Here is a 24,615-nt window from a genome sequence, read left to right on the forward strand (position 1 = left end):
TTTTATTGTTCTATTTTTGCGGGGTGAATATACATCAAAAATACATCCTTCGCTGCATAGAACTAGCCAAAAAAGGACTGGGAACAACAGCCCCTAATCCTATGGTGGGATGTGTGATCGTACACAACAATAAAATTATTGGCGAAGGTTTCACTAGTCCCTACGGAGGTCCGCACGCCGAGGTCAATGCCATTGACTCGGTAAAGGACAAGGATTTGCTCAAAGACGCATCGCTATATGTCACTTTGGAGCCTTGCTCCCATTACGGAAAAACGCCTCCGTGTGCAGATTTGATCGCCAAACACCAGCTCAAAGAAGTTGTGATAGGCCTACAGGACCCACATGATAAAGTATCCGGCAAAGGCATCCAAAAATTGAAGGATGCAGGTTGCCTTGTTTCGGTAGGCGTTCTGGAAGATGCATGTAGGGAACACCATAAACGCTTTTTAACCTTTCAAGAGAAGAATCGTCCGTACATTATTTTAAAATGGGCAGAATCGGATGATGGGTTTTTGGCCCCCGATACATCCTTCCGAAGCAACGCCCCTGAGCCTTTCTGGATAACCAACTCCTATTCCAAACAATTGGTACATCAATGGCGAAGCCAAGAACAGGCCATTTTGGTTGGAACCAAAACCGTTTTGGAGGACAACCCCAAACTAACCACCCGAAACTGGACAGGCAAAGACCCGATTCGTATTGTTTTGGATAGGGATTTAAAAATTGATTCAAGCTATCACATTTTGGACAAATCCGTGCAAACCCTTATTTTGACAGCGGTAGGGGACACATCAAAATATATGGAAGGTGTTGATTATGCAGTAATCGACTATTCGAAGAACTTGGGACAACAAATCTGCGATGTGCTACATCAACACAACATTACTAGCGTGATCATTGAAGGTGGGGCAAAAACGCTTCAAACCTTTATGGATGAAAACTTGTGGGACGAAGCGTGGGTTTTTAAAGGCACCCTTTGCTTTAAACATGGTTTGCCAGCTCCTAAATTAAAAGGAACTTTACAGCATCAAAAAAAGATATTGACCGATACCTTATCCATTTACGGCAATGATTAAAAACATTATTCTTGATTTTGGTGATGTGCTCATCAACCTGGACAAACCTGCGACAGCAAAAGCTATGGTACAGCACGGGTTTACCAAAGTGACCCCAAATCTGGAAGGTTTGTTTCAAAATTATGAGAAAGGACTTATCACATCTTCGGATTTTTTGGATAAAGTATCTACACACTTCCCCAAGGCCAGCAGGGAATATTTAACGGAAGCATGGAATTCCATTTTATTGGATTTCCCCGAGCACAGGCTGGAATTTATTGAACAGCTCGCCGCAGAGAATCAGTATAAAATGATACTGCTGAGCAATACCAACGACTTACATATCAAATGTGTTAAAGCACAAATGGGAATAGAACGGTACAACAGGTTTAAAAATGCTTTTGATGTGTTTTATCTGAGTTACGAAATGGGAATGCGGAAACCGGATACGGAGATTTTTGACTTTGTGCTGCAAGAGAACCAGCTAACACCTGAAGAAACCTTTTTTGTGGATGATGTAAAAGAGAACACCAATTCTGCAGCTACTTTGGGTATTAAGGTATGGAACCTACAGGTGGGCAAAGAGGAAATAACCCAATTAAAATCAAAATTGTAAATGATATACCTTGTACTGAGCGTACTTAGCTCCACCCTGATTTTTGTGGTCTTCAAGCTATTTGATGTCTTTAAAATCCAGACGCTTTACGCCATCATCACCAATTATGTGGTGGCCTGCACGGTTGGTTTCTTTTTGTACGACGGCCCGGTCGGTGTGGACGACCTCACTAACAAACCATGGTTGATCGGCCCTATATTATTAGGGGTCCTTTTTATTGTCATCTTCAATTTAATGGCCCGAACAGCACAGGTCTCTGGTGTGTCCGTAGCCTCGGTGGCCACTAAAATGTCGTTGGCCATTCCCGTAATGATGGGGGTTCTGTTATACAATGAACATTTAAGCTCACTGCAAATCATAGGAATTGTTTTGGCCTTGGTCGCCGTGTATTTGGCTTCCATCAAAGAAAAGAGCATACGAATAAACCGAAAAGCCCTTGTTCTTCCTTTACTTGTGTTTCTGGGCTCTGGCATTATTGATACGAGCATCCAATATTTTGAAGAGATTCATTTGACCGACCAGGAGATTCCCGTGTTCTCTTCCATGATATTTGGATTTGCGGCCCTGACTGGATTCATATTTATTGGTACAAAAGCGATAAAAACACCATTGAAAATCAACCTGAAAAATATATTAGGAGGAATTGCCCTTGGTATTCCCAATTATTTCTCCATTTATTTTTTGATTCGTGCACTGCGGGCGGACATTTTAAGCAGTGCTGCCATCTTTACTTTAAATAATGTTGCCATTGTGATGTTCTCTACCCTTTTCGGGATATTGTTGTTTAAAGAAAAATTAAGCCTTAAAAACTGGAGCGGTGTTGCATTGGCCGTTTTGAGCATAATATTGGTAGCTTTGTTCTGATGGAGAAAAAAGAAGATGTTTACAGAACAGTAACCAAAACTTCACCCGAGATTTTATATAAGGACCGAAAGAGTAAATTTTATGCCCAGATCCATCCCATTGCTTCGGAAGATGATGTAAAACCAATCGTCGAAGAACTCCGAAAAAAGTACCATACGGCCAACCACGTTTGTTACGCATGGCAATTGGGAACCGAAAACCCAGTTTACAGGGCCAACGATGATGGTGAACCAAACAATTCTGCGGGAATGCCAATCTATGGGCAGATACAATCTTTTGATGTCACCAATGTTCTGATTACCGTAACCCGAATCTTTGGCGGTACTAAACTTGGGGTCGGTGGATTGATCCAGGCCTACAAAACTGCGGCTCAATTGGCCTTGGAAAGTGCCAAAATTGTCAAGAAAACCATTAAAGCTAAATTCCGATTGCAATTTGGATATCCGGAAATGGACAAAGTCATGCGCATCATCAAACAGAAAAACCTGAACATTATTTCCCAAAAAATGGAGTTGGATTGTGAACTTGTTATTTCGGTCCGTATGACCGAATCAGAGGAAACACTTCAAATTTTCGATGAAATGCAACATGTGGAAATTTCTCAATTGGATTGATCAGTCTTCCAATTTTTCCAAAATATAATGAGGACACTTAATAGGTCTGCCCGTTTTTTTATCCATAAATGCCAAAACGGTGTTTGCAGTGGCCAATAATTCACCCGACTCGTTGATCAATTCGTAATCGAATTCAATTTTCACCAAAGGTTTGGATTTTAAGTGCGTGCGTACAGTAAGTAAATCATCATATAACGCAGACTTTTTGTAATCAATATGTAAGGAAATTACGGGCAACATGATACCGTTATCTTCCATGCTCTTGTAGGTGATCCCCATGGCTCTTAACCACTCAACTCTGCCCAATTCAAAATACTGTGCGTAATTCCCGTGGTAAACAACCCCCATTTGATCAGTTTCTGCATATCGAACCCGAAAAGAATATGAATTTAGACCCATTTTTAACTGAAAAATTATATATTTAGAGGCTTGCTTATTTTGAGGGTAACATGCGAAAAAAAAATAAAACTTTCAATGACAATTTGATTTTTTTTTTAAAAGATTTGTTCACATATTTGTCGCATCCAATAAGCATCTTATAACCCTTTAGATGTTTACTCTTAAATATTAAAGCTAACCATTAAAACAAGGAAAAACTTCTATGAGTGCTACTGCTAATTCCGTATGGAAAAACTGTTTGGCTTTTATCCAAGATAACATCCAACCGCAGGCATTCAAAACATGGTTTGAACCTATCAAACCTATAAAGTTGACCGATAAGGCACTCAGTATCCAGGTGCCCAGTAAGTTTTTCTACGAATGGCTCGAGGAACATTATGTAAAGCTTTTAAAAGTTGCCTTGACACGTGAGTTGGGGACCAATGCAAAGCTGATCTACGTTATAAAAATGGAAAACAAGTACGGTAACAAGGAACCTTTTACGGAACAGATTCCAAGTTCCAACCGCACCGCTGTGGGGCCTCAGGAATTGGACGTGCCCATTACTTCCAAAAGTCCTGAACTAAAAAATCCATTTGTGATTCCTGGAATTCGAAATATTAAAATCGAGTCCCAGTTAAATCCCAATTATAATTTTGACAATTTTCTAGAAGGTGATTCCAACCGCTTGGCAAGATCTGCAGGTATGGCTGTGGCCAATAAACCTGGTGGAACATCCTTTAACCCCTTATTGGTTTTTGGGGGTGTAGGCTTGGGAAAAACCCACTTGGCCCACGCCATTGGTGTTGAGATAAAAGACAAGTATCCGGAAAAGACCGTACTCTACATTTCGGCGGAGAAATTTACCCAACAATATATAGAGTCGGTAAAAAAGAATACCCGAAACGATTTTATACATTTTTACCAATTGATCGATGTACTCATTATTGATGATGTACAATTTTTATCCGGTAAATCTGGAACGCAGGATGTGTTCTTCCATATTTTCAACCACTTGCACCAAAATGGCAAGCAGGTAATTTTGACATCGGACAAAGCTCCCGTGGATATGCAGGATATTGAGCAGCGTTTATTGTCCCGTTTCAAATGGGGCCTATCCGCAGAATTGCAAAGTCCTGATTACGAAACCCGGGTATCCATATTAAAGAACAAGTTGTACCGCGATGGGGTTGAGATGCCAGAGGAAATCGTCGACCACGTGGCCAAGAACATCAAAACCAATATTCGTGAGCTGGAAGGTGCTATCATTTCGTTGATTGCCCAATCTTCGTTCAATAAACGTGAGGTTACCCTGGAACTGGCACAACAAGTGGTAGAGAAGTTTGTAAAGAATACCAAACGTGAAGTTTCCATTGATTATATCCAAAAAGTAGTTTCGGATTACTTTGAAATGGATGTGGCAACGCTTCAATCCAAAACCAGAAAACGCCATATAGTTCAAGCTAGGCAGTTGGCCATGTTCTTTGCCAAGAAGTTTACCAAGGCATCGTTGGCCAGCATTGGTTCACAAATAGGAAAACGCGACCACGCGACCGTACTCCATGCCTGCAAAACTGTGGACAATCTGGCGGAAACCGATAAGCAATTCAGAAAGTACATCGAGGATTTGAACAAGAAATTCTCTTAATTACCTCACAACATATTTTATGAAAACCAAAGTTTTGATGGTCTGCTTGGGAAATATTTGCAGGTCACCATTGGCAGAAGGTATTCTACAATCCAAAGTGGATGCTGATTCCGTTTTTGTGGATTCCGCTGGTACGGCTGGATACCATGTTGGTAATCCTCCCGATAAACGTTCCATTGCAGTGGCGCGTAAATATGGTTTAAACATCACCCATCAGAAGTGCAGAAAATTTTCTGAACAGGATTTTACGGAATTCGACCTTATTTACGTGATGGACCGAAGCAATTTTTCCGATGTTGCCAGTCTTGCCAAAAATCAAGAAGAAGCCGGTAAAGTAAAACTGTTGTTAAGCGAAGTGGAATTGGGCATCAAGGAAGTTCCCGACCCCTATTATGGCGGCGATGATGGTTTTGAAAATGTCTATCAAATGATCGACAGGGCTTGTGAGGCAATTGCGAAAAAACTAAATTAAGCCCATGGAAGAGGAAAAACCTGGTTTGGTCATGGGGAAAATCTATCTGATTCCCACCACCTTGGGAGACAACGCCCCTTTGGAGGTACTGCCCATCTCCGTAAAAGGGACCATCGAACGTATCGACCACTATATTGTGGAAAATGAAAAGACCGCCAGACGATTTATTAAACGGGTAAGCCCGAGCAAGCCCCAACCTGAACTCCATTTACAATCGCTGAACAAATACACGAATCCTGAAGAAATACCTTCGTTTTTAGATCCATGCATACACGGTTTCGATATTGGGGTTTTATCCGAGGCCGGGTGCCCAGGAATTGCAGATCCCGGTGCAGATGTGGTTCGGGTTGCCCACGAAAGAAGGATACAGGTCGTTCCCTTGGTAGGCCCTTCCTCTATTTTAATGGCTATGATGAGCAGTGGGATGAACGGTCAAAACTTTGCTTTTAACGGTTATTTACCCATTGACAATTCCGAACGTAAAAAGATGGTAAAAAGTTTGGAACGATTGTCCCGTGATAAAGGACAATCCCAAATTTTTATGGAGACCCCCTACCGGAACAACAAATTGGTCAAAGAGCTTTTAAGAACCTTGCAAAAATCCACCCGTTTGTGCATAGCTTGCGACATTACTTTACCCACTGAATTTATCCGCACGAAAAGTGTACACGAATGGAGTGAAATAGAAATAGATCTGGATAAAAGACCAACGATATACGTTATTCAAGCATAAAAAAAGCCCCGAACTTCGGGGCTTTTTTTAGTAACAATCCTTTTACCAATTATACTTTGGCGTTTTTCTGCTGCTTGATGTTGGAAATATCATAGCCCGCAAATTTGTTCATATAATACGAGATACTACTTCCGTAAGCATCAGTTACATCGTTTTGTCCATATGATCTTAGATACTTCTTCACGTTTCCGGCCCCAGCCAAATGCGCCGCAGCCAAAATACCTGATTCCGTTACCTTTATTCCTCCGATAGTTTTTCCGTTAAAGCGCTTGATATCCCTTCTAAGAATCCATTTGTTACGGGCAATGTTGGCCTCAAAGGCCTTTTCCTGAAGTTCTGGGTTGTCCAAAAATTCATCCATATCATAAACTCCCATCAAATGCAAGGTACTGCTACCAAACTGGTATTTCCCTAAATAACCCAATGTGTTTACGCTATGATATTTACCCTGGGATTCTTTAAAAGCAAGTGCTTCCTTAAAGCCATTAAAAGCTTTACCCAGAAAAGGAGGTGGTGTAACCTCGTCCTCGTCAAGAAGTGCAATGGAATCTTGCGGTGCAAAGAATTCCAAATTGGTTGTTACCTTCAATGATTCAGGAATTTCAACATCCCCTTTTTTCATTACGGTATAAGAACCAAAACTTGTCAAAACTACGATCATGGCAAGATGCAGTATAAAACCTATCCATCTTTTCATAATGTTCATATTTGTGATCTCGATACATATATGTATCAAAAATCAATTTGGCCGGCAAATATAGGTGGAGATAAGTTAATGGGTACCCTAAAGCTCTTAAAGATTTCATAAATCAGGCCTAAAATCCGTTAAAGTGATGAAAATCAACGGTAAAGAACACTATCGAAGTACCTTTTGTTGGTTCAACCAACGGGTATATTGCACTTTATTTCGGTTATGTTGCGCTAAAGACTTGGCAAAAATGTGATATCCGAAGTTGGAAACATCAGCAACAAAATATAAATAGTCGTGCTTTTCGGGGTTTAAAACCGCATCAATGGATGAGATATCCGGCATAGTAATCGGACCAGGTGGAACCCCTGCGTATTTATAAGTGTTGTAGGGCGAATCCATTTCCAAATCGCGGAAAAGGACCCTTTTTATAATAGTATCGTAATTGCCCGTTTCTTTTTTGATAGCGTAGATAACAGTGGGGTCTGCCTGGAGCAACATTCCTCTTCTAATTCTATTTAAATATACGCCCGCAACGCGTGGACGCTCATCCACTTTGGCGGTTTCCTTTTGTACTACGGCCGCCAAGGAAGTAACTTGATTAGGAGTTAAGCCCAAGTTTTTTGCTTTTTGCAGGCGTTCCTCGTTCCAAAAACGATCGTACTCGGTCTTCATCCTGTCGCGGAAACGCTCTGCATCGGTATTCCAAAAAAACTCGTAAGTATTGGGAATGTACATTGCCAGTTTGGTATCTTCATCAAACTTGGAATCCTTTAAAAAACTAGTATCGTTGAATGTTTTGAGCAGCGATGAGCTATCGGCCTCAATCTGTTCCGATATCCTACCCGCCAACAAGGCCAGTGATTCCTGATTATTAAAAGATACCTGAACAGGAATGTTGGCACTGCGCAAGGTGTTGACAATCTCGTTGTTGTTCATCCCCTTTTTCAGTGCATACTTACCTGCTTTTATGTTGGAAATGTAGCCTTTACGTTTGGCAACAGCTTCAAAAGAGGACAAATCCTTCAGCAAAGGCTCCAAAGAAGATTTTACATCGGAAAAAGTAGCGTCCGAAGCAATGTACACATATGCCTCATTATTATTGAATTGGGTATTGGGACTAAATATCGCGCTATAAATTTGATAGGCAATAAAACCACAAACCACAAGACCTAGAATGGCCGTTGCCCAAAGTACTTTTTTAAGATTCATCCGTATTGATCTTTTGATACATTATTTCGTTCTTGAACCCTTGACTGGTTCTTATCCATTCTTTTTTGACACCAATTTCCTCAAAACCCATTTTTTGGAACAAATGGATACTTGCCTCATTTTCCTCCAAGATATTGGCATACAACTGATGCATGTCCAATGTGGAAAAGGCATAATCGCACAATAGTGACAATGCTTCCGCTCCAGCACCTTTGTTTCGATCCCCAGGTTCGACTATGATGATTCCAATGCCCGCTCGACGGTGTTTGGGGTCAAAATCGAATAAATCGATCAGACCGATACAATTATCTTGGTGATTGCTGATGCAAAGACGTAACTGTTTTACATCATAAATATCCCTGTGGGCATTATCCAAATACAATTGGAGTACTTTTTTGGAGTAGGGCTTCAATGTACCGCTCAGCTCCCAAACCGATGTGTCGTTTTCCAAGTTGTAAAGGAAATCGAGGTCGGTAGGCTCCAAAGCTCTTAAATAGATTTGTTCTCCTTTTAGACTGAGCATTCTATGGTTCCTTTAAATACCTGTATGGCAGGTCCTTTTAAAAAGATATTACTGTACTTCCCATCCTTTTTCTCAAAAGAAATGGTCAAATCGCCTCCAATCGTATGTATATGCACCTCGTTGGCAGCGGTTTTGCCCGACTCGTGCATGGCCAAGGCAACGGCCGTTACGCCAGTTCCACATGAAAAAGTCTCGCCTTCCACTCCCCTTTCGTAAGTACGGACATCAAAAGTATTGTCGTTTGTCTGTTCCACAAAGTTGATATTGCTACCAGATTCGCCATAAATTCCATAGCGGAGTTTTTTCCCTTCCTTTTGTACATCAAATTTTTCCAGTTCTTTGACCATTTGCACATGGTGCGGGGAACCTGTATCCAAAAAGCTATGGTTTTGTTTTTCGTGGATTTTGTCCACATCGATCATCTTCAAGTTAACGATGTCTCCTTCAACCGTAGCATGGTGCAGTCCATCGACTGCATTGAACTTGGCCTCTTTTTCAATAACCCCTAAATAATGGGCAAAGGCCACCAAACAGCGACCTCCGTTACCACACATGCTGCTCTCCGCGCCATCCGCATTATAGTAGACCATTCTAAAATCCGCCATATTGTCATTTTCGAGCAGTATCAGACCATCCGCCCCTATGCCAAATCTTCGGTCACAAAGTGCTGCAACAAGCTTGGTATTGTTTTTGGGAAATATCTGTTGACGATTGTCAATGATTACAAAATCGTTTCCCGTTCCTTGATATTTAAAAAACTGTAGTTCCATGATTATCTGCAAAGGAACAAATATATGGGATTCTTTAAGGTTTTTTTTGGAGTTAAAACAGCGTTAAACCGACCTGATCAAAAATTGAAAACTTTAATTTTGGTAAAGCTAAATGTTAAATAATTATAGAATTATGAAGAAAATAGCGAGTTTATTCCTAGTATCTGTATTTGCAGGCGCAATTACACTAGGATCTTACAAATTATTTTTTGAGAAAGAAAGCTACAGATGGGTCACTTCGGAGCAAGAAACCCCTTTGGTGACCACCAGCAATCTGCATACTTCTGCAAGAGGGGCCGGAATCAATGAAGCTGATTTTACATTGGCGGCTGAAAAAACCGTCAATTCCGTGGTACATGTCAAAAATATGACCCTTAGTAGTAGAGGCCCTTCCAGTATAGCTGAATTCTTTTATGGGTATGAACGTCAACAAACCCCGCAAGTGGGGACAGGTTCCGGGGTTATCATATCTCCGGATGGATATATTGTGACCAATAATCACGTTATCGCCAACTCCAGTCAGTTGGAAGTGACCTTGAACAACAATAAATCCTATGAGGCAGAAGTCATTGGAACCGATGCCGATTCCGATATCGCCCTATTAAAAATAGATGCTGAAGAAGCACTTCCCTATTTAGCTTTCGGTGATTCGGACAATGCCAAAATCGGAGAATGGGTGCTTGCGGTAGGCAACCCTTTCAATCTTACGTCCACAGTAACAGCAGGGATTGTAAGTGCGAAAGCTAGGTCATTATCGCCAAGAAGGTCACAATCCTTTATACAGACCGATGCTGCCGTAAACCCTGGGAACAGCGGTGGTGCCTTAGTAAACACCAATGGTGACCTTATCGGTATCAACACAGCTATAACATCACAGACCGGTTCTTATGTGGGTTATGCCTTTGCAGTACCCAGTAATATTGCCAAAAAGGTAGTCGAGGATATTATGGAGTTCGGCAATGTTCAAAAAGGACTCCTGGGAATCAGAGGCGGAGACCTTAATCCAGAAGCTGCGACCGAAATGGGAATAGATGACCTGGAAGGGGTTTATATTGCCAGTGTGGAAGAAGAATCCGGAGCTGCTGAAGCCGGTTTAAAGGAAGGTGACATCATAAAGCAAATAGACAACATCCAAGTGAGTAAATTTTCTGAGCTCTCAGGATACCTCTCATCCAAAAGACCCGGTGATAAAGTAGAGGTTACATTGAGCAGGGACGGAAAAAGCCTTGTTAAAAATGTGGTGCTTAAAAAGCAGCTTAGCGTTGTTTTGCCCTCCACTGGATTTACCGTCAAAAACTTATCCAAAGCGGATATGAAAAAATTCGGAATCTCAAAAGGCGTGAAAATCACAAATGTGCCTGAAAGCTATTCCAGATACGGTTTGAAGAACAAGGTCATTGTTGAATTGGATGGTGAGCCGATCAATGATATTGATGATGCCAAGGAACGTTTTGGGCAATTATCCAGATATGGCAGAACCAGTTTTACCATGATCAACGAAAATGGTGAGAAGGAACATATGATACTTCAGTAAAAAAGTGCTGAAGAAACACTTAAAAGTGCCTTTAAAAAGGCGCTTTTTTTATATCGAATATGTTTTACGAAAACGTTTGAAATATATAATTTAGCCGCAAAATAAACGACACAATCACAACCATAACCCATGAGTGATATTTCATCTTACGAAAAAGAGCTTGCCTTTCAGGCAGATAGACGAAAAGCAACTACAGAATTCATAAAAATTATCAGCGACCTATGGTACGACAAGGCCATTGAAGTGGTCCTGTTCAAAAACCAGATCATCGATAAAAATGTAAGCGATATCATTAACCTGCACGAATATGCGGGGGAATTTGTACAAAAACCAATGTCGATTTTTGATTCCGTTGAAATCCTTAGGGCGATCAACGATATTAACCTACCTCCAGCAAAGTTGGATATAGGAAAAATGACCTATGAGTACAATTCCAATGAGAACTCCCACCTTAATGTAAAAGCATTTGTTATTGATAAGCTCAAGGGCGCACAATCTTCCAAAGCCATAAAACCAAAAGATGTGGTTCTTTATGGTTTCGGACGTATTGGTCGTTTGGTAGCAAGGGAGCTAATGGCAAAAACAGGTCGTGGAAGTCAGTTGCGATTGCGTGCCATTGTAATCCGAGGTGAATTGAACAAAGAAGTTCTGGAAAAAAGAGCCGCATTGCTAAAAACCGATTCCGTCCATGGTCCCTTTACGGGTACCGTGGATATTGATGAGGCAAAACAAGCACTCATCATTAATGGAACAACAGTAAAGTTTATTAGTGCCAATCAACCCGAAGACATTGATTATACCAAATATGGCATCTTCAATGCTTTAATAATAGATAACACCGGTGCGTTTAGGGATAACAAGGAATTGTCCCGACATTTAAAATCCAAAGGTGCCAGCAAGGTATTGTTGACCGCTCCCGGAAAAGAAGTCCCCAACATTGTTCACGGTGTAAACCACAAGGACTTTGACCCGGACAAGACCAAAATCTATTCCGCAGCCTCTTGCACCACCAATGCCATTACCCCTATCCTAAAGGTAATAGAGGATTCGCTCGGAATTAAAAAAGGGCACTTGGAAACCATTCACGCGTACACCAATGATCAAAACTTGGTGGACAACATGCACAAAAAGTACCGTCGTGGGCGTGCAGCGGCCCTCAATATGGTAATAACGGAAACAGGAGCAGGTTCTGCCGTTGCCAAAGCTTTGCCGTCTTTAAAAGGAAAACTTTCTTCCAATGCCATTAGGGTTCCCGTTCCCAATGGCTCTTTGGCAATTCTAAACTTGGAAGTGAAGAACAAGACATCCAAAGAAAGTATTGATACCATAATTAAAAAGTATGCTTTGGAGGGCGATTTAGTAGAGCAAATAAAATATGCACTGAGCAATGAATTGGTCTCTTCCGATATCGTAGGAACCACAGCGCCATCAATTTATGACAGCAAGGCCACCATTGTAGCTCCCGGTGGAAAAAATGTGGTGCTCTATATTTGGTATGATAATGAGTATGGATATTCCCATCAAGTTATCCGTTTGGCGAAATATATAGCGAAAGTTAGGCGTTATACGTATTATTAGTGGAGTGCGATTTGTTCAAAGAACCTGTTTTCTTTTTTTGAAATTTGGTATATTGATGTAATTTCGTCCCGCCCTTAATCTAAATTTAATACGAGAACATTATTGAACATGAAGTATTTACGCATTTTATTCGTCTTAGCCTTACTTATCCCGACCTTGGCAATCCAAGCTCAAGAAGATGGGTCCTCCGATGAAACGGACAACACCCTTAGAGGACAATTTGAAGAGTTGGAAAGAAAGTCCGGAAACTATCGGGCCAATGGCATCCGTTATGAGGTCATCAAATTATCGGATCTTTATGAAACCAAGAACAACATATTCGATTCCCTTGATACGGCCAATAAGACCATTAAAGACCTTTCTTCCACTATTTCCGCAAACAACGCCGAAATAGAAGACCTTAACAATAAGTTGCAGGAAACTACCAACAACTTAAATGCGGTTACCGAAGAAAAGGATAGTATCTCATTTTTTGGTGCTATGATCAGTAAAGGAACCTACAATTTTATATTGTGGTCCATTATTTTTGGACTGTTATTGCTGTTGTTGTTCTTTATATACAGGTTTAGAAATAGTAATTTCTTGACACAGCAGGCCAAATCCGCCCTTGCAGATTTGGAGGAAGAATACCAGAACCATAGACGAAGAGCCTTGGAGCGGGAACAGAAAATAAGCCGACAGCTTCAGGATGAGCTGAACAAGCAGAAAAAATAAGAATCAAGGCTTCCAAAAAAGGAAGCCTTTCTTTTTTATGCCATAATTGTGCTAGCATTCCTTACTTTTGCGGCAAATCAATAGACAGCAACAATGTCCATGCGGATAGACATTATCACCGTACTGCCCGAACTTTTAAAAAGCCCATTTGAAGCATCCATTTTAAAACGTGCCATCGAAAAGGGATTGGTCGAAGTGCATCTTCATAATTTAAGAGACTTTTCAATCGGGAACTATAAGCAAGTGGACGACTACCAGTTTGGCGGTGGCGCCGGCATGGTGATGATGGTCGAACCTATTGACAAGTGTATTTCAAAGCTCAAGTCCGAACGTGATTACGACGAAATCATTTACATGACACCCGATGGCAATACCCTTAATCAAGGCATGGCCAACGAGATATCACTGAAAAAGAACATTATAATTCTCTGCGGACATTATAAAGGGGTGGATCAACGGGTGAGGGATATGTTCGTTACCCGTGAGATTTCCATTGGTGATTATGTATTGTCGGGAGGTGAATTGGCCGCCGCCGCATTGTGCGATGCCGTAATCCGACTGTTGCCAGGTGTTCTGAACGATGAAACCTCTGCCCTTACCGATACATTTCAAGATAATTTGTTGGCTCCGCCCGTTTACACACGACCTGCGGATTATAAGGGTTTCAAGGTCCCAGAAATATTGCTTAGCGGTAATTTCCCTAAGATTGAAAAGTGGCGGGAACAAAAGGCTTTGGAGCGCACTCAAGAAAGAAGACCCGACCTTTTGGAAGAATAAGGCCGCTCAAAATTCAAAAACGCAAAAAACTGCTTGCTATTTCTAAATATTGCATTACTTTTGCAATCTCAAAATCAACCTCTGACGAAATCCGTGAAAGTTGGTCTTGTAAAAACACTAAAAAAAACAAAAATGGAATCCTTAGTAAAATTTGTTGAAGACGAATTTGTTCCAAAAAAAGAATTTCCAAAATTTTCAGCTGGTGACACCATCACTGTTTATTACGAAATTAAGGAAGGTGAAAAAACACGTACCCAGTTCTTTAAGGGTGTAGTGATACAACGTAGAGGAAGCGGTGCCACCGAAACTTTCACCATTCGCAAAATATCAGGTACAGTAGGTGTGGAAAGAATTTTCCCAGTAAACATGCCGGCTTTGCAAAGAATTGAAGTAAACAAAAAAGGTAAAGTACGTAGATCTAGAATCTTCTACTTTAGAGGTCTTACCGGTAAAAAGGCCCGTATCAAAGAAGTTAAGGGATAATCCATATTCCATACAACAGGAAAAAGCACCTCAAAAGGGTGCTTTTTTTATGAACAATTGTTCATAACCATGGTTCATATCATGTTGATTTCTAATCCTTTGAAAAGTTGCAAATTTTAGTTTTGCGTTCTATTTTAGTCGAAGATATGATAGTGATACCATCACGATTATGTCGATTTAAAGTTGACGTTCTTTAAAACTGTGGATTCCCTTTTAATTGGTAACACTACTGATCACAAAAGGAATTTCAAGTGAGGTCTAGCTTCGGCGACATCTGATGAGAAATAATAAATTTTATGTGCGAACAGGAGAGCAATTTCCTGTTTTGATAAAGTTTAGGAATACAACAGTACACTTTGCAGAATGTAGTTTAGTTGAAAAATTAAGAACATAGCAGAGTAAACGTCGAAGGGCTTCAAGGGCAATCAATAGATTGTTTGGTTTTGTAGCAATACAAAGAAAACTTGATCCCATTCTGAAAGCCATATCTAAGTGAAAACATAGATATGGCTTTTGTTTTTTAACAAATTCTCATTAAAAACCCACACTTTTAGTTATTTCCATCCATACTTCACCGTCCATAAATTGTATATTTGCAATCGCTCAAACAAATACATATAAATGGCTAAACTTTATTATACCAAAACAGATGAGGCTCCTGCCTTAGCAACGTTATCCTTCTTACCTATTGTAAAATCATTCACCGAAACCGCTAATATCTCAGTGGAGACCAAAGACATTTCTTTGGCCGGTAGAATTGCCGCTGTGTTTCCAGAATTGTTGACCAAGGAACAGCAAGTTCCGGACGATTTGTCCATTTTGGGCGAACTTGCCAAGACCCCTGAGGCCAACATCATCAAACTTCCCAACATCAGCGCTTCCATTCCTCAGCTAAAAGAAGCCATTGAGGAACTTCAGGGAAAAGGATATAAATTACCAGACTACCCGGACGAACCTAAAACCGACGAAGAAAAAGAAATTAAGGCCAAATACGATAAAGTAAAAGGTAGTGCGGTAAACCCAGTACTTCGAGAAGGAAACTCGGACAGGCGCGCACCCAAGGCCGTTAAAAATTACGCCAAGGCACACCCGCATAGTATGGGCGAATGGTCTTCGGACTCCAAAACCCATGTGGCCACCATGTCTCATGGTGATTTTAAATCGAACGAGAAATCCTTGACCATGACCAATCCGGATGAAATCCGTATTGAGTTGATAGGTAAAGACGGAAGTACAACCGTATTAAAAGACAAGCTCTCCCTTTTAAAAGGAGAGGTCATCGATGCCACGGTAATGAGCAAAAAAGCATTGGTCGAATTCCTGACCAAAGAAATTGCCGATGCAAGGAAAAACAACATCTTACTTTCATTGCACTTTAAAGCGACCATGATGAAGGTTTCCGACCCTATCATTTTTGGTCATGCTTTACAAGTTTACTTTTCGGAATTGTTCAAAAACTACGGGGACACCTTCGAAAAACTGGGAATCAATCCAAATGATGGATTGGAAACCTTGTTGGATAAAATTGGAAAATTGCCCGAAGATCAACACAAAGAGATTGAAGGGGCCATAAAGGAAAGTATTGAAAACGGACCTGACCTGGCCATGGTAAATTCCGATAAGGGCATTACCAACCTTCATGTACCCAGCGATGTGATCATTGATGCCTCCATGCCCGCCATGATCAGGAATTCCGGTAAAATGTGGGACAAGAACGGAGAACTTCAAGATACCAAGGCCATTATACCTGATAGCAGTTATGCCGGGGTTTATCAAGCCACTATCGATTTTTGCAAAGAACACGGAGCTTTTGATCCCAAAACCATGGGAACGGTGCCCAATGTTGGTTTAATGGCTCAAAAAGCCGAAGAGTATGGTTCCCATGACAAAACTTTCGAAATTGAGAAAGGCGGAACGGTAAAAGTGGTGAATGCAGCAGGTGAAACATTAATAGAGCACCCAGTTGAAGAGGGTGATATCTGGAGAATGTGCCAAGTTAAAGATGCCCCCGTTCAGGATTGGGTCAAATTGGCGGTTTCTCGAGCAAGGGCCACAGATACTCCGGCCGTTTTCTGGTTGGATGAAAACAGGGCGCACGACGCCGAATTGATCAAAAAAGTAACCCTTTACCTAAAAGACCACGATACTGAAGGATTGGACATTAGAATCCTTTCACCAATTGAAGCGACCAAGTTCACCTTGAAGCGCATGAAGGAAGGAAAAGATACTATTTCTGTATCCGGTAACGTATTAAGAGACTACTTGACCGACCTCTTCCCTATTTTAGAAGTGGGAACCAGTGCAAAAATGCTTTCTATCGTTCCTTTGATGAACGGTGGTGGGTTGTTCGAAACCGGCGCCGGTGGTTCCGCTCCAAAACACGTTGAACAATTCTTGGAAGAAGGTCACTTGAGGTGGGATTCCCTTGGTGAATTCCTGGCATTGGCCGTTTCTTTAGAATTCTTCGGAGAAAAAAACAACAACAAAAAAGCTCAGGTACTAGCCGATGCGTTGGACAAAGCAACCGAGGAGTTCTTGAACCAAGATAGATCACCATCTAGAAAGGTAAACGAGATCGATACCCGTGGAAGCCATTTCTACCTCGCACTTTATTGGGCTGAGCAATTGGCAAATCAAGACAAGGATGAGGAGTTAAAAGCAATATTTAGCAAAGCTCACGAAACAATGTCCTCCAACCAGGATCAAATTTCTCAAGAATTGATAGATGCCCAAGGTTCGCCTGTAGATATTGGGGGGTACTACCTTCCAAATCCAGAAATGGCATCAAAAGCTATGCGGCCAAGCGAAACTTTGAACAGTATTTTGAGTTCTATTGGATAATCAAGAACAAGAGAGCAATAGTTTAATAAGGCAGTCATTGATTTGACTGCCTTAATTTTTTATAACACCATATGTTAAAATATGCTCTGGCCAGAACTTAGATTTTTTCTCTACTCCATAAATATGTATTTTTAAAGAAACCAATCAAATGTCCAGACATTATCTTGCATTTTTGCTAGCCCTGTTTGGGCATTTTTTCATACTACAGGCCCAACAAAAACATACACTTAGTGGCACTGTTTCCGAAGCTACCAGTAACGAATCATTAATTGGCGTAACCATTGCCATTTCCGAACTAAAAACGGGAACAACCACAAATGAATACGGTTTTTATTCCATCACCCTTCCCGAAGGAGAATATCAAGTAATTGTTAGTTATTTAGGTTTCCAAGAAGTTGTAAAAACCATTACCCTTGATAAAAACCTAAAGTTGGATTTTAACCTCATAGAGAAAACGGAAGAATTGCAGGAAGTCGTGGTGACAGACGATGTCGAAAAATTGGATATTCGAAAACCACAAATGAGCGTTACCTCGCTGGCTTCCCAAACCATCAAGCAAATCCCTGTGGTCTTGGGCGAAGCGGATGTCATAAAATCCTTGGTCCTATTGCCTGGAGTAACTAGTGCGGGGGAGGCATCTTCCGGATTTAATGTAAGGGGCGGAGCCGCAGACCAGAACCTTATTTTATTGGATGAAGCCACCGTCTTCAACTCTTCCCACCTATTCGGTTTCTTTTCGGTTTTCAACCCCGATGCCATAAAAGATGTCAAACTATTTAAGGGGGGGATTCCCGCGAGGTACGGAGGTAGGGTTTCATCTGTTCTTGAAATCTTTCAGAAAGAAGGAAACAGTAAAGAATTAAAAGTGAATGGAGGAATTGGGGCTGTGGCAAGTAGATTGTTGATCGAAGGACCGATCCAAAAAGATAGAACCGCTTTTTTGGTAGGTGGCAGGGCCTCTTACGCACATTTATTTTTGCCATTGTTCGATGTGAACAACAAAGCCTATTTCTACGATCTTAATACCAAAATCAACCATAAAATCAACGAGAACAACAGTGTTTTCCTATCAGGCTACTTCGGAAGAGACCTTTTTAATGTTAGTGATAGATTTGTGAATGTGTATGGAAATGCGGTTGGGAACTTTCGATGGAACCATTTGTTTTCCGACAGGTTATTCTCCAACCTTTCCCTGATCTACTCGGATTATTACTATGGCTTAGAACTCGATTTTGTTGGATTTGAGTGGAATTCAGGAATCCAAAACTTCAATGTTAAATACGATTTAAAACACTACCTGAACGATAAATTTCAGCTTAACTATGGCATTAATAGCATTTACTATGTGTTTAATCCAGGTAAAATAGTTCCTAACAGTCCAGATTCAGGAATTGTGGAAGAACAACTCACAAAAAAATATGCCAACGAAAATGCGGCCTATGTAGATATTGAACATCAAATTACGGATAATTTAAGTGTTGAATATGGATTAAGGGCAAGTCAGTTTACCAGATTGGGGCAAGACGAATTCTTTGTTTACGAAAACGACAACCCTGTCGAGTTTGACCCCTTTACATTAACGTATCGAGAAGGTGAGCCCATTGACACCATCAATCCGGGAAGAGGTAATACGCTCAAAAGCTTTTTCAATTTGGAACCTCGGATTTCCATGTCATATAGCTTTAAGGAAAACAACTCCATTAAAGCCAGTTATACCCGATTGGCACAATATCTTCATCTACTTTCCAATACTAGTTCCCCTACCCCACTGGATGTTTGGACACCCAGCGGGCCTTTTGTGGAACCACAGTTGTTAGATCAATATGCACTTGGTTATTTTAGAAATATAAATAGCGGAGCGTATAGTTTGGAGGCAGAGGTCTTTTACAAGGATATCCAAAACAGGATAGACTATATTGATGGGGCCAACCTCATTGCCAACAATGCCATTGAACAAGTCATACTGAATGGCCAGGCAAGAGCATATGGGCTGGAACTTCTTATTAGAAAAAATCAAGGCCGCTTTCAGGGTTGGCTGGCCTATACGCTGTCCCGATCGGAACAAAGAACACCGGGACGAACCCAAGACTTTGATACCGGTCGTTCCAATTTGGAAACAGGGATCAATCTGGGCGACTGGTACAGTACTCCTTACGACAAAACACATGACCTATCCTTATACGGAAGTTTTGAGTTGAATGAAAAATGGAGCTTTAATGCCAATTTCATCTATCAAACAGGACAACCCACCAATTATCCCATAGGCCAATTTGAGTTTGAAGGCGTAAATGTTCCTTATTATGGATTAAGAAACAAAGAAAGGCTGCCAGACTACCATCGACTGGATATCTCCGCAATTTTAACCCCTAAACGCAACAAACGTAAAAAAATACAATCGGAATGGGTGTTCAGCATTTACAATGCCTATAGTCGTAGAAATGCAGCATCCATTAATTTTAGGGAAAATGAAGATACGGGAAGAAACGAGGCCATACGGACTTCGATATTTGGCATTATCCCATCGGTAACCTATAACTTTAAATTTTAAGGGTATGAAGAATCTAATGGCTTATATGCTTATCGTTTTGTTCCTCGGCTCCTGTGAAGACGTTGTGGATGTAGATTTGCCGGAAGTGGAGACCAGATTGGTTGTGGATGGGCTCTTGCGCGTGGATAAAAGTGAAGAGTTTGTGGATGTGAGGATTACCATGCGCGAAACCAGTGTTTTTTTCGATGAGAACCAACCCACACAAGTTGAAAGTGCCGTAATTGTTTATGGAGTGCTCAACGATAACGGACTGTTTGAAAGCCTAGCGTTCTCGAACCTTACCGAAGAATCGCCAGGGACAGGAGTTTATGTTCCGGACCCCGATTTTACAACAGACCAACGCATCAGGACCGCTGCAGCCGAACCTGACGTGACATTTATTTTGCAGGTCACCCATAAAGGAAAACAATATTTTGCCCAGACAAAATATGCCCCAACCGTTCCATTGGATAATTTGGAACAGGGAAACGATACGCTTTTTGATGAAGAGGAAACAGAAATCATCGTAACATTTACCGATGATGGGGACAATGACAACTTTTACGTGTTCGATTTTATGAACAGTGAATTTCAAACTGTCGAAGATGAATTTTTTCAGGGACAACAATTTGAGTTTTCCTATTTCTATGATGAAAATTTAGAGGTAGGACAAGATATTACCGTGAGCATATTGGGGGCTACCGAAGACTTCTACAATTACATGGATTTAATATTGGAGCAAACAGAAAACAATGGCGGTGTTTTTCAAACGCCCGTTGCCACTGTTCGAGGTAATGTTTTTGATATAACAGGGCTCGACAATGTAACCGTTTTGGATAATGTGGAGCGCCCCAACGATTATGCACTGGGATATTTTGCAGTAGTTCAAGAGTTTTCCAGAACCTTGACCATTACTGAGTAGTTCTTTTAAGAATAACCTTAATGGGTGAATTAAGATCTTGCTTAACACGGGCCATTCAATAATCGACCATTACACAATTGCATAAAGCAATAGTACCATCAAAATACCAACGGTACCCTGAACCAATGTACCTAGCGTATGTCCTCGTAGAGCGGTTTTCACTTTCATATTGGAAAACTGTGAAACTACCCAAAAGTAACTGTCATTAATGTGGGAGACCGTCATGGCTCCTGCTCCAATGGCAAGAACAGCCAACGCTTTATCGGTAATGGAAACCAAGCCGAAGGTTTCCAGTAAAGGGGCAATTATGGCCGAAGTGGTGATAATGGCAACTGTTGATGATCCCTGAGCAGTTTTTAGTACAGCAGAAATCACAAAGGCGATCAAAAGCCCTCCAATACCAGTACTGGATTCCAAATTGATGATGGAGGCAATGTCCATGGTACGAAGAATGGCCCCAAAAGCTCCACCCGCACCTGTGATCAATACAATGGCCCCGGCTTGCTTAAAAGCTTCTGGAACCCATCCCTTTTTATCTTCAGCAGGAACTTTTCCACCCAAGGCAAAGGCAAAGAAAACACCGATTAACAATGCAATTATAGGGCTGCCCAGAAAATTAAAAATACTGAATGCCAAACCTTCACCCAAAGGGTGGGTCGGATAATCCACTACGGATTTCATCGCAATCAAAATTATGGGAACAAGTAAGGGCAGGAAAGCTTGAAATGGCTTTACAGAGGACAAAACCTCTTCCGTTTCTTCAACATCATCCTGGGCAGTTAAATCCTCTTGTAATGATTTTCCAATGAACCGTGCCCAAAAATATCCTGAAATGGAAACAGGGATGGCCACCACTAACCCAAAGATCAGTACCATTCCCAAATCAGCATCCAAGATGGCAGCTGCGGCCAATGGTCCCGGTGTGGGCGGTACAAAAACGTGGGCAGAATATAATCCGGTAGCCAAGGCGATGGCAAAAACCAAGGCGGGAATACCCGTTTTTTTACTGATAGCTTTGTTCAAGGAAGAAAGTATGATGTAACCCGAGTCACAATATACTGGTATGGAAATGACAAATCCTGCCAAATTCAGTGCCAAAGGAGAACGTTTTAGGCCAATTACTTTTAAAATACTATTGGCGAGAACTTGCGTACTCCCTGTTTTTTCAAGATAAATACCGATAACTGTCCCGAAAGCAATTACCAATCCTATGCCCGATAGGGTATTTCCAAAACCTTCGGCCATGGTAGACATGATATCTTTTGGTGTTATCCCCAATAAAAAACCAGAAGCTATAGCAGCGATGGTGAGGGAGAAAATGGGGTGCATTTTAAATTTTACGGTAGCAACAATAATGAAGAGGACCACTACCCCCAGAACTAATATTTCCATGGTTGATTTTTAGTGCAATATCCCCTAAATATAAGCTAATATTCCTACTTTGGTCCTATGAAGCGAACTAACAAGGAACTTCTTGTAAAAGGAATAAAATCGTTTGGATACACGGTGCTAGCCATGTTTATGGGACCATTTTTAATCTACGAAGCATTTAAAAATGAAGGACACCCCTTTTATTGGCCTGTTTTGATCTTGGGCTTTATCTGTGCCATTTTAGCCATATATTTAGGGTTTAGGTCCGTTAGCATTGTCATGCAAGCCGTTTTTGGAAAAAAATCCAAAAACTAATTGCCCGTACTTGGCGGTCGGTTGTTCCATTTGTTTGTAAGCTGGGCGTAATCATAATCCAGTACTGATTTTTGTCGCTCCAACCTACTTGCCGCAAAGGCACGTTGTAGAATATCCTCTATCAAATAATCCTCGTGCACTTCTTCCGGAAGAAATTCTTCCTTTAAACTGATTTTGAAAAAACTTGCCGTAGTGTTGTACCAAAAGGCGCGCCATCCGTTCCGCAAATCCTTGACCAGATCAAAGGCGGTCGTTCCTGTTTGACGATGAATTAATTTCACCAATATCTGTCCTTCGGTACGGGTCAGTTTTTTGAGCTCTTCAGAAAATTCACCTTCAATATACTTTTGAACCTTTCGGGTGTATCGTCTTTGGTGCCGACGTTTTTTGATATGTTGTAGACTATCGTTCAACTCTACCAATCGTTCAGCGGCCAATTTGGCATAGGGATACACTTTTAAAGTTTTTCTACGGAGAATGTAGTAACGCAATTTATCCTTTCGGTTGGCAAAATCGAGCTTGCCAAAAAGGTACACTTCATCCAATTCAATGGAGCTCATCAAAATAGAGTCGCCTTCGAACCGAACGTAATAATCCTCTATGGAATCATTGGCAATGGAATCCCTTTGGCTTACAATGGAATCCTTTTGCGGTTCCTGAGCAAACCCAAGGGCCGTACATGCCAGAAAAACAATAAGAAAACAGTTACGCAGCATAACATTTCTTCCTCAATAGTCTTGCCAAAAGTACGTATAAAGGTATGATTTGGTTATTAAATAAAAGTGAATATTCTTATGTTTGTGTACTAAATCAGATTCATGGCAAAAGAGAAAATCATCACGAAAAAATCCCTCGAGTTTTTAGAAAAATATTTGAACAACCCCTCTCCCACAGGTTATGAATGGGAAGGGCAAAAAATTTGGATGGACTACGTGAAACCCTATGTGGACGAGTTTATAACGGACACGTATGGAACTGCCGTAGGAGTCATTAATCCAGATGCAAAATACAGGGTTGTGATCGAAGGGCATTCCGATGAAATTTCTTGGTACGTTAATTATATCACTGATGAAGGCTTACTTTACGTTATCCGAAACGGAGGAAGCGACCATCAAATAGCACCTTCCAAATGGGTGAACATTCATACCAAAAAGGGTATTGTAAAAGGTGTGTTCGGATGGCCGGCCATCCATACCAGGGACAAGTCCAAGGAGGAACCACCGAAATTGGACAACATCTTTATAGATATAGGTGCCAAGGACAAGAAAGAAGTGGAAAAAATGGGCGTACACGTAGGTTGTGTGATTACCTACCCCGACCAATTCCAGATATTGAACAAGGACAAATTTGTTTGCAGGGCATTGGACAACAGAATGGGAGGCTACATGATCGCCGAGGTGGCCCGTTTGCTCAAAGAAAATAAAAAAGAACTTCCTTTTGGGTTGTACATTACCAATTCGGTACAGGAAGAAATAGGACTGCGGGGTGCCGAAATGATCACACAGACCATTAAACCCAATGTGGCTATTGTAACGGATGTGTGCCACGACACCACTACCCCTATGATCAATAAAAAGACCGAGGGCGAGACCAAAATTGGAGATGGTCCCGTAATTTCCTATGCGCCTGCCGTACAGAACAAATTGCGCGAGCGTATTTTGGAAACCGCGGAGTCCCATAAAATTCCATTCCAGCGCAATGCATCGTCACGGTACACGGGAACGGATACCGATGCTTTTGCCTATAGCAACGGAGGTGTAGCTTCCGCTTTGATTTCGTTGCCTTTGCGCTATATGCACACCACGGTGGAAACAGTCCATAAAGATGACGTAGAGAACGTTATCCGTTTGATTTACGAAACCTTATTGAACATTAAAGAAGGAGAAACCTTCAGTTATTTTGATTAACTGAACAAGCATCATCCTTGATCAGATTTAAAATTATGTCACCCTGAAACATCTTCAGGGTGACTTTTTTTTA

The 24,615-nt window shown here is 41.2% G+C and carries 24 protein-coding genes; 17 read left to right on the forward strand and 7 right to left on the reverse strand.

Annotated features, from left to right (window positions below; translation table 11 throughout):
- The first annotated feature begins 23 nt into the window (after positions 1 to 23).
- The 4 genes from ribD to J0654_RS06305 are packed head-to-tail and all read left to right on the forward strand — an operon-like array spanning position 24 to position 3,149.
- Positions 24 to 1,076, forward strand: coding sequence for a bifunctional diaminohydroxyphosphoribosylaminopyrimidine deaminase/5-amino-6-(5-phosphoribosylamino)uracil reductase RibD (gene ribD, locus J0654_RS06290; RefSeq protein WP_207026829.1), 1,053 nt, complete (start codon positions 24 to 26; stop codon positions 1,074 to 1,076).
- A complete protein-coding gene (locus J0654_RS06295) occupies positions 1,069 to 1,671 on the forward strand; it encodes an HAD family hydrolase (protein ID WP_207026831.1) in 603 nt (200 codons plus the stop codon). The genes ribD and J0654_RS06295 overlap by 8 nt, the downstream gene beginning before the upstream one ends.
- A complete protein-coding gene (locus J0654_RS06300; RefSeq protein WP_207026833.1) occupies positions 1,672 to 2,535 on the forward strand; it encodes a DMT family transporter in 864 nt (287 codons plus the stop codon). It begins immediately after the preceding gene.
- On the forward strand, positions 2,535 to 3,149 hold the full coding sequence (locus J0654_RS06305) for an IMPACT family protein (RefSeq protein WP_207026835.1): 615 nt from the start codon (positions 2,535 to 2,537) through the stop codon (positions 3,147 to 3,149). Before J0654_RS06300 ends, J0654_RS06305 begins: the two co-directional genes overlap by 1 nt.
- Here J0654_RS06305 and J0654_RS06310 read toward each other — a convergent pair whose 3' ends face one another.
- On the reverse strand, positions 3,150 to 3,548 hold the full coding sequence (locus J0654_RS06310; protein WP_207026837.1) for an acyl-CoA thioesterase: 399 nt from the start codon (positions 3,546 to 3,548) through the stop codon (positions 3,150 to 3,152).
- A 202-nt stretch (positions 3,549 to 3,750) separates the two neighbouring features.
- On the opposite strand from J0654_RS06310, the gene dnaA reads away from it, so the two are divergent.
- The 3 genes from dnaA to J0654_RS06325 are packed head-to-tail and all read left to right on the forward strand — an operon-like array spanning position 3,751 to position 6,380.
- Positions 3,751 to 5,175, forward strand: a complete 1,425-nt coding sequence (dnaA, locus tag J0654_RS06315) for a chromosomal replication initiator protein DnaA (protein WP_207026839.1) — start codon at positions 3,751 to 3,753, stop codon at positions 5,173 to 5,175.
- 19 nt (positions 5,176 to 5,194) lie between these two features.
- Positions 5,195 to 5,647 carry a low molecular weight protein-tyrosine-phosphatase gene (locus J0654_RS06320; protein ID WP_207026842.1) on the forward strand — a complete coding sequence of 151 codons (453 nt, stop codon included), beginning with the start codon at positions 5,195 to 5,197 and terminating at the stop codon, positions 5,645 to 5,647.
- A 4-nt stretch (positions 5,648 to 5,651) separates the two neighbouring features.
- Positions 5,652 to 6,380 carry an SAM-dependent methyltransferase gene (locus J0654_RS06325; RefSeq protein ID WP_207026843.1) on the forward strand — a complete coding sequence of 243 codons (729 nt, stop codon included), beginning with the start codon at positions 5,652 to 5,654 and terminating at the stop codon, positions 6,378 to 6,380.
- A gap of 49 nt (positions 6,381 to 6,429) precedes the next feature.
- Here the strand turns inward: J0654_RS06325 and J0654_RS06330 are convergent, their stop codons facing one another.
- The 4 genes from J0654_RS06330 to dapF form a co-directional block, all read right to left on the reverse strand.
- Complete coding sequence (locus tag J0654_RS06330) at positions 6,430 to 7,077, reverse strand: lysozyme family protein (protein WP_207026845.1); 648 nt, start codon at positions 7,075 to 7,077, stop codon at positions 6,430 to 6,432.
- 159 nt (positions 7,078 to 7,236) lie between these two features.
- Positions 7,237 to 8,280, reverse strand: a complete 1,044-nt coding sequence (gene mltG, locus J0654_RS06335; RefSeq protein WP_207026846.1) for an endolytic transglycosylase MltG — start codon at positions 8,278 to 8,280, stop codon at positions 7,237 to 7,239.
- Positions 8,270 to 8,803: a GNAT family N-acetyltransferase gene (locus J0654_RS06340; protein ID WP_207026848.1), complete on the reverse strand. Its 534-nt coding sequence runs from the start codon at positions 8,801 to 8,803 to the stop codon at positions 8,270 to 8,272. Before J0654_RS06340 ends, mltG begins: the two co-directional genes overlap by 11 nt.
- Positions 8,791 to 9,573, reverse strand: coding sequence for a diaminopimelate epimerase (gene dapF / locus J0654_RS06345; RefSeq protein ID WP_207026850.1), 783 nt, complete (start codon positions 9,571 to 9,573; stop codon positions 8,791 to 8,793). Before dapF ends, J0654_RS06340 begins: the two co-directional genes overlap by 13 nt.
- A 133-nt stretch (positions 9,574 to 9,706) precedes the next feature.
- Between dapF and J0654_RS06350 the strand changes: the two genes are divergently transcribed.
- The 8 genes from J0654_RS06350 to J0654_RS06385 all read left to right on the forward strand — a co-directional run bounded on the left by J0654_RS06350 (position 9,707) and on the right by J0654_RS06385 (position 20,949).
- Positions 9,707 to 11,107 carry a S1C family serine protease gene (locus tag J0654_RS06350; RefSeq protein ID WP_207026852.1) on the forward strand — a complete coding sequence of 467 codons (1,401 nt, stop codon included), beginning with the start codon at positions 9,707 to 9,709 and terminating at the stop codon, positions 11,105 to 11,107.
- A gap of 129 nt (positions 11,108 to 11,236) precedes the next feature.
- Positions 11,237 to 12,685, forward strand: a complete 1,449-nt coding sequence (locus J0654_RS06355; protein WP_207026854.1) for a glyceraldehyde-3-phosphate dehydrogenase — start codon at positions 11,237 to 11,239, stop codon at positions 12,683 to 12,685.
- Positions 12,686 to 12,793: 108 nt separating this feature from the next.
- Positions 12,794 to 13,399 carry a tRNA (guanine-N1)-methyltransferase gene (locus J0654_RS06360; RefSeq protein ID WP_207026856.1) on the forward strand — a complete coding sequence of 202 codons (606 nt, stop codon included), beginning with the start codon at positions 12,794 to 12,796 and terminating at the stop codon, positions 13,397 to 13,399.
- Positions 13,400 to 13,498: 99 nt separating this feature from the next.
- Positions 13,499 to 14,176, forward strand: a complete 678-nt coding sequence (gene trmD, locus J0654_RS06365) for a tRNA (guanosine(37)-N1)-methyltransferase TrmD (RefSeq protein ID WP_207028000.1) — start codon at positions 13,499 to 13,501, stop codon at positions 14,174 to 14,176.
- A gap of 132 nt (positions 14,177 to 14,308) precedes the next feature.
- Positions 14,309 to 14,659 carry a 50S ribosomal protein L19 gene (gene rplS, locus J0654_RS06370; RefSeq protein WP_207026859.1) on the forward strand — a complete coding sequence of 117 codons (351 nt, stop codon included), beginning with the start codon at positions 14,309 to 14,311 and terminating at the stop codon, positions 14,657 to 14,659.
- Between the two features lie 621 nt (positions 14,660 to 15,280).
- Positions 15,281 to 17,500, forward strand: a complete 2,220-nt coding sequence (locus J0654_RS06375) for an NADP-dependent isocitrate dehydrogenase (RefSeq protein ID WP_207026862.1) — start codon at positions 15,281 to 15,283, stop codon at positions 17,498 to 17,500.
- Positions 17,501 to 17,648: 148 nt separating this feature from the next.
- Positions 17,649 to 20,048 (forward strand): TonB-dependent receptor, encoded by a 2,400-nt coding sequence (locus J0654_RS06380; protein WP_207026864.1) that lies wholly within the window; start codon positions 17,649 to 17,651, stop codon positions 20,046 to 20,048.
- Positions 20,049 to 20,052: 4 nt separating this feature from the next.
- Positions 20,053 to 20,949, forward strand: coding sequence for a DUF4249 family protein (locus J0654_RS06385; protein ID WP_207026865.1), 897 nt, complete (start codon positions 20,053 to 20,055; stop codon positions 20,947 to 20,949).
- A 69-nt stretch (positions 20,950 to 21,018) separates the two neighbouring features.
- On the opposite strand, the gene J0654_RS06390 is transcribed toward J0654_RS06385, so the two are convergent.
- Positions 21,019 to 22,341, reverse strand: coding sequence for a GntP family permease (locus tag J0654_RS06390; protein ID WP_207026867.1), 1,323 nt, complete (start codon positions 22,339 to 22,341; stop codon positions 21,019 to 21,021).
- A gap of 57 nt (positions 22,342 to 22,398) precedes the next feature.
- Here J0654_RS06390 and J0654_RS06395 point away from each other — a divergent pair, with 57 nt between their 5' ends.
- On the forward strand, positions 22,399 to 22,635 hold the full coding sequence (locus J0654_RS06395; protein WP_207026869.1) for a DUF6095 family protein: 237 nt from the start codon (positions 22,399 to 22,401) through the stop codon (positions 22,633 to 22,635).
- On the opposite strand, the gene J0654_RS06400 is transcribed toward J0654_RS06395, so the two are convergent.
- A complete protein-coding gene (locus J0654_RS06400) occupies positions 22,632 to 23,351 on the reverse strand; it encodes a DUF4294 domain-containing protein (RefSeq protein ID WP_207026871.1) in 720 nt (239 codons plus the stop codon). The two genes, J0654_RS06395 and J0654_RS06400, sit on opposite strands and share 4 nt — an antisense overlap.
- A 102-nt stretch (positions 23,352 to 23,453) precedes the next feature.
- On the opposite strand from J0654_RS06400, the gene J0654_RS06405 reads away from it, so the two are divergent.
- On the forward strand, positions 23,454 to 24,542 hold the full coding sequence (locus tag J0654_RS06405; RefSeq protein WP_207026873.1) for a M42 family metallopeptidase: 1,089 nt from the start codon (positions 23,454 to 23,456) through the stop codon (positions 24,540 to 24,542).
- Positions 24,543 to 24,615: the final 73 nt, after the last annotated feature.

The sequence above is a fragment of the Flagellimonas profundi genome, from assembly GCF_017313275.1.
GTDB classification, from domain to species: Bacteria; Bacteroidota; Bacteroidia; order Flavobacteriales; family Flavobacteriaceae; genus Flagellimonas; species Flagellimonas profundi.

Excerpts from the sequence above, each read along its gene's own strand:
- J0654_RS06295 (WP_207026831.1), top strand. The coding sequence starts at position 1,069 with ATGATTAAAAACATTATTCTTGATTTTGGTGATGTGCTCATCAACCTG.
- J0654_RS06300 (WP_207026833.1), top strand. The coding sequence starts at position 1,672 with ATGATATACCTTGTACTGAGCGTACTTAGCTCCACCCTGATTTTTGTG.
- J0654_RS06305 (WP_207026835.1), top strand. The coding sequence starts at position 2,535 with ATGGAGAAAAAAGAAGATGTTTACAGAACAGTAACCAAAACTTCACCC.
- J0654_RS06310 (WP_207026837.1), bottom strand. The coding sequence starts at position 3,548 with ATGGGTCTAAATTCATATTCTTTTCGGGTTCGATATGCAGAAACTGAT.
- dnaA (WP_207026839.1), top strand. The coding sequence starts at position 3,751 with ATGAGTGCTACTGCTAATTCCGTATGGAAAAACTGTTTGGCTTTTATC.
- J0654_RS06320 (WP_207026842.1), top strand. The coding sequence starts at position 5,195 with ATGAAAACCAAAGTTTTGATGGTCTGCTTGGGAAATATTTGCAGGTCA.
- J0654_RS06325 (WP_207026843.1), top strand. The coding sequence starts at position 5,652 with ATGGAAGAGGAAAAACCTGGTTTGGTCATGGGGAAAATCTATCTGATT.
- J0654_RS06330 (WP_207026845.1), bottom strand. The coding sequence starts at position 7,077 with ATGAAAAGATGGATAGGTTTTATACTGCATCTTGCCATGATCGTAGTT.
- mltG (WP_207026846.1), bottom strand. The coding sequence starts at position 8,280 with ATGAATCTTAAAAAAGTACTTTGGGCAACGGCCATTCTAGGTCTTGTG.
- J0654_RS06340 (WP_207026848.1), bottom strand. The coding sequence starts at position 8,803 with ATGCTCAGTCTAAAAGGAGAACAAATCTATTTAAGAGCTTTGGAGCCT.
- dapF (WP_207026850.1), bottom strand. The coding sequence starts at position 9,573 with ATGGAACTACAGTTTTTTAAATATCAAGGAACGGGAAACGATTTTGTA.
- J0654_RS06350 (WP_207026852.1), top strand. The coding sequence starts at position 9,707 with ATGAAGAAAATAGCGAGTTTATTCCTAGTATCTGTATTTGCAGGCGCA.
- J0654_RS06355 (WP_207026854.1), top strand. The coding sequence starts at position 11,237 with ATGAGTGATATTTCATCTTACGAAAAAGAGCTTGCCTTTCAGGCAGAT.
- J0654_RS06360 (WP_207026856.1), top strand. The coding sequence starts at position 12,794 with ATGAAGTATTTACGCATTTTATTCGTCTTAGCCTTACTTATCCCGACC.
- trmD (WP_207028000.1), top strand. The coding sequence starts at position 13,499 with ATGCGGATAGACATTATCACCGTACTGCCCGAACTTTTAAAAAGCCCA.
- rplS (WP_207026859.1), top strand. The coding sequence starts at position 14,309 with ATGGAATCCTTAGTAAAATTTGTTGAAGACGAATTTGTTCCAAAAAAA.
- J0654_RS06375 (WP_207026862.1), top strand. The coding sequence starts at position 15,281 with ATGGCTAAACTTTATTATACCAAAACAGATGAGGCTCCTGCCTTAGCA.
- J0654_RS06380 (WP_207026864.1), top strand. The coding sequence starts at position 17,649 with ATGTCCAGACATTATCTTGCATTTTTGCTAGCCCTGTTTGGGCATTTT.
- J0654_RS06385 (WP_207026865.1), top strand. The coding sequence starts at position 20,053 with ATGAAGAATCTAATGGCTTATATGCTTATCGTTTTGTTCCTCGGCTCC.
- J0654_RS06390 (WP_207026867.1), bottom strand. The coding sequence starts at position 22,341 with ATGGAAATATTAGTTCTGGGGGTAGTGGTCCTCTTCATTATTGTTGCT.
- J0654_RS06395 (WP_207026869.1), top strand. The coding sequence starts at position 22,399 with ATGAAGCGAACTAACAAGGAACTTCTTGTAAAAGGAATAAAATCGTTT.
- J0654_RS06400 (WP_207026871.1), bottom strand. The coding sequence starts at position 23,351 with ATGCTGCGTAACTGTTTTCTTATTGTTTTTCTGGCATGTACGGCCCTT.
- J0654_RS06405 (WP_207026873.1), top strand. The coding sequence starts at position 23,454 with ATGGCAAAAGAGAAAATCATCACGAAAAAATCCCTCGAGTTTTTAGAA.